The 8,341-nt window shown below is 66.7% G+C and carries 7 protein-coding genes; all 7 read left to right on the forward strand.

What is annotated here, in order from left to right; genetic code table 11:
- Positions 1-136: 136 nt before the first annotated feature.
- The gene (gene mdh / locus F9K34_RS14880) at positions 137-1,099 is read left to right on the forward strand and encodes a malate dehydrogenase (RefSeq protein ID WP_291337856.1); all 963 of its coding nucleotides are present in this window, start codon (positions 137-139) and stop codon (positions 1,097-1,099) included.
- 243 nt (positions 1,100-1,342) lie between these two features.
- Positions 1,343-2,536 (forward strand): ADP-forming succinate--CoA ligase subunit beta, encoded by a 1,194-nt coding sequence (sucC, locus tag F9K34_RS14885; RefSeq protein ID WP_291337867.1) that lies wholly within the window; start codon positions 1,343-1,345, stop codon positions 2,534-2,536.
- Between the two features lie 17 nt (positions 2,537-2,553).
- Entirely contained in the window at positions 2,554-3,051 is a 498-nt protein-coding gene (locus F9K34_RS14890) for a hypothetical protein (protein WP_291337858.1), read from the forward strand.
- Positions 3,052-3,061: 10 nt separating this feature from the next.
- Complete coding sequence (gene sucD / locus F9K34_RS14895; RefSeq protein WP_291337860.1) at positions 3,062-3,946, forward strand: succinate--CoA ligase subunit alpha; 885 nt, start codon at positions 3,062-3,064, stop codon at positions 3,944-3,946.
- Positions 3,947-3,966: 20 nt separating this feature from the next.
- Positions 3,967-4,686 (forward strand): sulfotransferase family 2 domain-containing protein, encoded by a 720-nt coding sequence (locus tag F9K34_RS14900; protein ID WP_291337862.1) that lies wholly within the window; start codon positions 3,967-3,969, stop codon positions 4,684-4,686.
- A 93-nt stretch (positions 4,687-4,779) separates the two neighbouring features.
- Positions 4,780-7,749, forward strand: coding sequence for a 2-oxoglutarate dehydrogenase E1 component (locus F9K34_RS14905; RefSeq protein ID WP_291337864.1), 2,970 nt, complete (start codon positions 4,780-4,782; stop codon positions 7,747-7,749).
- A partial coding sequence (locus F9K34_RS14910; protein ID WP_291337866.1) for a biotin/lipoyl-containing protein occupies positions 7,749-8,341 on the forward strand: 593 nt, incomplete at its 3' end. The genes F9K34_RS14905 and F9K34_RS14910, both read left to right, overlap by 1 nt.

Here is an 8,341-nt window from a genome sequence, read left to right on the forward strand (position 1 = left end):
GCGCCACCCCTACCCCGCCCGGACCGGTCGCAAAAGGTGCCGGACATGCCGCATTGCGGCAGGCTTGCGCGAAAAGGCCCGAGCGATTAGGCAGTGCGGCGGAAATGACCCATCTCAGCAGGAGCCGGAGACCATCATGGCCAGACCCAAGATCGCCCTCATCGGCGCGGGACAGATCGGCGGCACGCTCGCCCATCTCGCCGCGATCAAGGAACTCGGCGACGTCGTCCTTTTCGACATCGCCGAAGGCACGCCCCAGGGCAAGGCGCTGGACATCGCGCAGTCCGGTCCCGTCGAGGGCTTCGACGCGGCCCTGAAGGGCGCCAACAGCTACGAGGACATCGCCGGCGCCGATGTCTGCATCGTCACCGCCGGCGTGCCGCGCAAGCCCGGGATGAGCCGTGACGACCTCCTCGGCATCAACCTCAAGGTGATGAAATCCGTGGGCGAGGGCATCAAGGCCCATGCGCCGAACGCCTTCGTCATCTGCATCACCAACCCGCTCGACGCGATGGTCTGGGCGCTGCGCGAGTTCTCGGGCCTGCCCGCGAACAAGGTCGTCGGCATGGCCGGCGTGCTCGATTCCGCCCGCTTCCGCCACTTCCTCAGCCTCGAGTTCAACGTGTCGATGAAGGACGTCACCGCCTTCGTGCTTGGCGGCCACGGCGACACGATGGTGCCCCTGGTCCGCTACTCCACCGTCGCCGGCATCCCCCTGCCCGACCTCGTGGAGATGGGCTGGACCACGCAGGAAAGAATGGACGCCATCGTCCAGCGCACCCGCGACGGCGGGGCCGAGATCGTCGGCCTCCTCAAGACCGGCTCGGCCTTCTACGCACCGGCCGCCTCGGCCATCGAGATGGCGGAGGCCTACCTCAAGGACCAGAAGCGCCTCCTGCCCTGCGCCGCCTTCGTCGAGGGCGCCTACGGGCTCAGCGGGCTCTATGTCGGCGTGCCGACCATCCTCGGCGCCGGCGGCGTGGAGCGCATCGTCGACATCAAGCTCGACCGCGACGAACAGGTGATGTTCGACAAGTCGGTGGAGGCCGTCCGCGGCCTCGTCGCCGCCTGCAAGGCGATCGACCCCTCGCTGGCCTGACGCTCGCGGGGCGCCCCGCCGGGCGCCCCGCCCTTCCGGCGCGAGCCTGCCGGAACCCGCACGAATCCCCCCTTGTCCGCAGACGACCCGGCCCGGCAACGCCGTTGTGATCACACAATTTCTGGCTGTGATCACAAATGCGCGGTTTTCGGCCGCTCCTGCCGATTTGCCGCATTTATCGTTTCGCCAATCCGCACCGGTATGCGAAGAACCCGCGAAACCGAACGCAAGCGGGGATCAGCGATGAACATCCACGAATACCAGGCCAAGGCCCTCCTTCGGTCCTACGGGGCGCCGGTCTCCGACGGCCGCGTCGTGCTCCGGGCCGAAGAGGCCAAGACCGCGGCGGGAGCGCTCGATGGGCCGCTCTGGGTCGTGAAGGCGCAGATCCACGCGGGCGGCCGCGGCAAGGGCCGCTTCAAGGAGGCCGAGGGCGGCGAGAAGGGCGGGGTCCGCCTCGCCAAGTCGGTCGAGGAGGCCGCGTCGATGGCGAAGCAAATGCTCGGCCGGACGCTCGTCACCCACCAGACCGGCCCCGCCGGCAAGCAGGTCAACCGCATCTACATCGAGGACGGCTCAGACATCGCGCGCGAACTCTACCTCGCGCTTCTCGTCGACCGCGGCACCTCCCGCGTGTCCTTCGTCTGCTCCACCGAGGGCGGCATGGACATCGAGGAGGTGGCGGCGAGGACGCCGGAAAAGATCGTCTCCTTCGCCGTCGATCCCGCCACGGGCCTGTCCGACTTCCACGGCCGCCGCGTTGCCTTCGCGCTGGGGCTCGAGGGCAACCAGGTCAAGCAGTGCGTGGGCCTGATCAAGACGCTCTACCGTGCCTTCATCGAGAAGGACATGGAGATGCTGGAGATCAACCCGCTCGTCGTGCTTAAGGACGGCAACCTCAAGGTGCTCGACGCCAAGATCGGCTTCGACAACAACGCGCTCTACCGCCAGCCCGAGGTCATGGCACTCCGGGACGAGACGGAAGAGGACCCGAAGGAACTCGCGGCCTCCAAGTTCGACCTGAACTACATCGCCCTTGATGGCGAGATCGGCTGCATGGTCAATGGCGCGGGCCTCGCCATGGCGACGATGGACATCATCAAGCTCTACGGCGCGGAGCCCGCGAACTTCCTCGACGTCGGCGGCGGGGCGACGAAGGAGAAGGTGACCGAGGCCTTCAAGATCATCACCTCGGACCCGAACGTGAAGGGCATCCTTGTCAACATCTTCGGCGGCATCATGCGCTGCGACATCATCGCCGAGGGCATCATCGCCGCGGTGAAGGAAGTCGGCCTCCAGGTGCCGCTGGTGGTGCGGCTTGAGGGCACCAACGTCGAGAAGGGCAAGGAGATCATCGCGAATTCCGGGCTCAACGTGATCGCCGGGGACAACCTCAGCGACGCGGCGCAGAAGATCGTGAAGGCGGTGAAGGGGTAATGCGGATGCCTAAGCTAATGACGCGCTGCTTGCTTGCGTTTGCCGTCCTGCTGGCGCCCGGGGCAGCCTTCTCGCAGTCAACCGAACAGGGGCTGCGCATGCAGCAACTCTTCATGGACACCTGCTTTCAGGCGACAAAAGCAAGCGACATGTCGATCGCCGCTAAAGTGGCCATGCAGAAGGGCTACAAGCTTCTGGGAACCATCCATCCGACCGGAAGCAAGCGCAAGGGTTATACCGCCTACGGCAAGGCCAAGGGCCAGGAAGAAATCTGGATCGGTGCCACCAAGGCGACAGCGCAAAGCTGTGGGGTGACATTCGACGACTCCAAGGGTCCGGTCCTCAAGGACAAGCCGCCGTTCCTTAATACGATCAGCATGGCCACCAAGGGCAAGCCATGGGGCAAGGGGTTCATTACTGCGCACTGGGTGAACCACAGCTTCAACGGCGTCAAATACGAATACGCAGTCGTTCCGGGCAAGAACCGTGTCGGCTACTTTGCGAACTTCAAATAGGGGCCATCCGATGTCCGTCCTCGTCAACAAAGACACCCGCGTCATCTGCCAGGGCATCACCGGCAGCCAGGGCACCTTCCACACCGAACAGGCCATCGCCTACGGCACGAAGATGGTCGGCGGCGTGACGCCCGGCAAGGGCGGGAGCGAACACCTCGGCCTCCCGGTCTTCAACTCGGTCCACGAGGCGATGGCCAGGACCGGCGCGAACGCCACCGCGATCTACGTTCCGCCCCCCTTCGCGGCAGATTCGATCCTCGAGGCGATCGACGCCGAGATGCCGCTCATCGTCTGCATCACGGAAGGGATTCCGGTTCTGGACATGATGAAGGTCAAGCGCGCGCTGGAAGGCTCGAAATCGCGGCTCGTCGGCCCGAACTGCCCCGGCGTCATCACGCCCGGCGAATGCAAGATCGGCATCATGCCGGGGCATATCCACCAGAAGGGCTCGGTCGGCGTCGTCTCGCGCTCCGGCACGCTGACCTACGAGGCGGTGAAGCAGACCTCGGACCTCGGCCTCGGCCAGTCCTCGGCCGTCGGCATCGGCGGCGACCCGATCAAGGGCACCGAGCACATCGACGTGCTGGACATGTTCCTCGACGACCCCGAGACCCGGTCGATCATCATGATCGGCGAGATCGGCGGCTCGGCCGAGGAAGAGGCGGCGGAATTCCTTGCCGCCCAGAAGAAGAAGGGCCGCTGGAAGCCGGTCGCCGGCTTCATCGCCGGGCGCACCGCGCCCAAGGGCCGCCGAATGGGCCACGCGGGCGCCATCGTCTCGGGCGGCAAGGGCGACGCGGAATCGAAGATCGAGGCGATGCGCCGCGCCGGCATTGTCGTGGCCGAAAGCCCTGCCCATCTTGGAGAGGCCGTGATGAAGGCGATCAAGGGGTAAGGGCCTCGGGGGGACGGGACATGCCGGTTTTCCGGATCGGTGACAGGCTTCACTACTACGCCCATGTGCCGAAATGCGGCGGCTCGTCGGTGGAGGCCTATCTGAAGGCCCGCTTCGGCGGGCTCGCCTTCCTGAATACCCGATTCCTCGACCTGCCCGAGGCGCGGCGCTGGACGCGCTCCTCGCCACAGCACCTGCCCTGGGACGCCTTCACCCGGCTCGTGCCCGCCGACTGGATCGCCTCCTCCTTCGCGGTGGTGCGCCATCCCGTGCGGCGGCTCGTCAGCGCGTTCCAGTACCAGGTGGAGGTGGAGGGCACCGTGGCCCCCCTCTGGTCGATCGACGAATGGTTCGACGACTGGCTGACCCGGGCGGAGGCGGAGCCCTTCCTCTATGACAACCACCTCTGCCCGCAGTCGGCCATCGTGCCGCCCGGGGCGACGGTGTTCCGGCTGGAGGACGGGCTCGACGCCATCGTGCCGCATCTCGACGCACTCGCCGGCGACACGAACAGCCCCCGCACGATCCCGGCCGAGAATGTCCGCAAGAAAGGCATGGCGCCCGACGCCGAGCGGCTGAAACCCTCGGCCGAGACGCTGGCGCGCGTGGCGCGGTTCTACGCCGAGGATTTCGCCCGCTTCGGCTATGCCGAGGGGGCCGCGCCGAAATCGCCCCATGCGACCGCGAAACCGAAGGGCCTGAAGGCCCTCGTCGGCGTCCTGACCGGGAGGCGGGCATGACGCGCCGCCTCCGCACGACGACCACCCTGCGCGCCCCGCGCGCCACCCCTTACATGCGAGGAGCGGCCGGCCGAGCGCCCGCCGAATGAGATTATGACGGAACACAGCCCCAACGACCAGTTCCACGCGTCGTCCTTCCTGCAGGGCCACAACGCGGAATATGTCGAACAGCTCTACGCCCGCTACGCCGCCGACCCGAACGCGGTCGATGCAAGCTGGGCCGCCTTCTTCCGCAGCCTCGGCGACAGCGAGACAGACGTGCGGCGCGAGGCCAGGGGCGCGTCCTGGGACCGTCCCGACTGGCCGCCCATGCCCGCCGACGACCTGACCGCCGCGCTCACCGGCGAATGGCCGATGGCGGCGAAGGAGATGAAGGGCGCCGGCGACAAGATCAAGGCGAAGGCGGCCGAGGCCGGCGTCGCCGTCTCCGAGGACCAGATCAAGCGCGCCGTGCTCGATTCCATCCGCGCGCTGATGATCATCCGCGCCTACCGCATCCGCGGCCATCTCATCGCCGATCTCGACCCCCTCGGCATGCGCGAAGAGACGCCGCACCCCGAGCTTGATCCGAAGTCCTACGGCTTCACCGACGCCGACATGGACCGGCCGATCTTCATCGACAACGTGCTCGGCCTCACCCACGCCTCGATGCGCGAGATCCTCGATATCGTGAAGCGCACCTATTGCGGCACCTTCGCGCTCCAGTACATGCACATCTCCGACCCGGCGCAGGCCGCCTGGCTGAAGGAGCGGATCGAGGGCTACGGCAAGGAGATCACCTTCACCCGCGAGGGCAGGAAGGCGATCCTGAACAAGCTGGTGGAAGCCGAGGGCTTCGAGAAGTTCCTGCATGTGAAATACATGGGCACCAAGCGCTTCGGCCTCGACGGGGGCGAGGCGCTGATTCCGGCGATGGAGCAGATCATCAAGCGTGGCGGCGCGCTCGGCGTGAAGGAGATCGTCATCGGCATGCCGCATCGCGGGCGCCTGTCTGTCCTCGCGAACGTGCTCGCCAAGCCCTACCGCGCCATCTTCAACGAGTTCCAGGGCGGCAGCTTCAAGCCCGAGGACGTGGACGGCTCGGGCGACGTGAAATACCACCTCGGCGCCTCCTCCGACCGGACCTTCGACGGCAACACCGTCCACCTGTCGCTGACCGCCAACCCCAGCCACCTCGAGGCGGTGAACCCGGTCGTCCTCGGCAAGGTGCGCGCCAAGCAGGACCAGCTCGGTGATCAGTCGGAACGCCGCGCCGTCCTGCCGATCCTTCTGCACGGCGACGCGGCCTTCGCCGGACAGGGCATCGTGGCCGAGTGCTTTCAGCTTTCGGGCATCAAGGGGCACCGTACCGGCGGCACCATGCACATCGTGGTGAACAACCAGATCGGCTTCACCACCGCCCCCCACTTCAGCCGCACGTCGCCCTACCCCACCGACATCGCCCTGATGGTCGAGGCGCCGATCTTCCACGTGAACGGCGACGACCCCGAGGCCGTCGTCCACGCCGCCAAGGTCGCCACCGAGTTCCGCCAGATGTTCGGCAAGGACGTGGTCATCGACATCTTCTGCTACCGCCGCTTCGGTCACAACGAAGGCGACGAGCCGATGTTCACGAACCCGGCGATGTACAAGACGATCAAGACCCACAAGACCACGCTCCAGCTCTACACCGAGCGTCTGGTGAAGGACGGCCTGATCCCGGAAGGCGAGATCGAGGACATGAAGGCCGCCTTCCAGGCCCATCTCAACGAGGAATTCGAGGTCGGCAAGACCTACAAGCCGAACAAGGCCGACTGGCTCGACGGCCGCTGGTCGCACCTTGACCGCGAGGGCGAGGAATACTCGCCCGGCAAGACCGCGATCACCAAGAAGGCGATGACCGAGGTCGGCGCCGCCCTGACCCGCGTGCCGGAGGGCTTCGACATCCACAAGACCGTCGCGCGCCAGCTCGAAGCCAAGGCGCAGATGTTCAAGGCGGGGCGCGGCTTCGACTGGGCAACCGCCGAGGCGCTCGCCTTCGGCAGCCTCTTGACCGAGGGCTTCCCGGTCCGACTCTCCGGCCAGGACTGCACCCGCGGCACCTTCTCGCAGCGCCATTCCGCCTTCGTCGATCAGGCGACCGAGGAACGCCACTACCCGCTCAACCACATCAAGCCGGGCCAGGCGCGCTACGAGGTCATCGACTCGATGCTCTCCGAATACGCCGTCCTCGGCTTCGAATACGGTTACTCGCTTTCCGAGCCGAACGCGCTCACCATCTGGGAGGCGCAGTTCGGCGACTTCGCCAACGGCGCGCAGATCATGTTCGACCAGTTCGTCTCCTCGGGCGAGTCGAAGTGGCTGCGCATGTCCGGCCTCGTCTGCCTCCTGCCGCACGGGTTCGAGGGCCAGGGGCCGGAACATTCCTCGGCGCGGCTCGAACGCTTCTTGCAGCAATGCGCGCAGGAAAACTGGATCGTCGCCAACTGCTCGACGCCGGCCAACTACTTCCACATCCTGCGGCGGCAAGTGCACCGCTCGTTCCGCAAGCCGCTGATCCTGATGACGCCGAAATCGCTGCTCAGGCATCCGATGTGCATCTCCGACGCGGAGGATTTCACCACCGGATCCACCTTCCACCGCATCCTCTGGGACGACGCGCAGAAGGGCCATTCGGACACGAAGCTCGCCGCCGACAAGAAGATCCGGCGCGTGGTGATCTCGTCGGGCAAGGTCTACTACGACCTTCTGGCAGAACGCGACGCGCGCGGGCTTTCGGACGTCTACCTGCTCAGGCTCGAACAGTTCTACCCCTTCCCGGCGCAGTCGCTGGTGAAGGAACTCGAGCGCTTCAAGGGGGCCGAGATCGTCTGGTGCCAGGAGGAACCGAAGAACCAGGGCGCCTGGTCCTTCGTGGAGCCGAACCTCGAATGGGTGCTCGGGCGCATCGGCGCGAGGCACGGCCGCGCGCGCTACGTCGGACGCACCGCCTCGGCCTCGCCGGCCACCGGCCTCGCCTCGCGCCACAAGGCCGAGCAGGAGGCACTGGTGAACGAGGCGCTGACCCTGGGAGCACCGGGCTGATGGCCACCGAAGTCCGCGTCCCGACGCTTGGCGAAAGCGTGACGGAGGCCACCATCGCCACCTGGTTCAAGAAGGTGGGCGAGACCGTCGCCGCCGACGAGATGCTCTGCGAACTCGAGACCGACAAGGTGACGGTGGAGGTGCCCGCACCCGCCGCCGGCCGCCTTGTCGAGATCGTGGCCAGGGAAGGCGAGACGGTGGGCGTGAACGCGCTTCTCGCCCAGATCGCCGAAGAGGGCCAGGCCGGCCCCGAAGAGATGACCCCGAAGAAAAGCGCCGTTGCCGCGCCGACAGCCGAAGAGGGCAAGATGTCAGGAAAGAATACCGATGTGATGGTTCCCGCGCTCGGCGAAAGCGTGACCGAGGCGACCGTCTCCACCTGGTTCAAGAAGGTGGGCGACGCCGTCGCCGTGGACGAGATGCTCTGCGAACTCGAGACCGACAAGGTCTCGGTCGAGGTGCCCTCGCCCGTCGCGGGCGTGCTGGCCGAGATCATCGCGCCCGAGGGCACGACGGTGGACGCCAAGGCCCGGCTTGCCGTGGTGACCGAAGGCGCCGCCGGCGCGGCCCCGAAGGCGGCCGAACCCAGGGC

It is taken from the genome of Albidovulum sp. (assembly GCF_008933605.1).
Classification (GTDB): domain Bacteria; phylum Pseudomonadota; class Alphaproteobacteria; order Rhodobacterales; family Rhodobacteraceae; genus Albidovulum.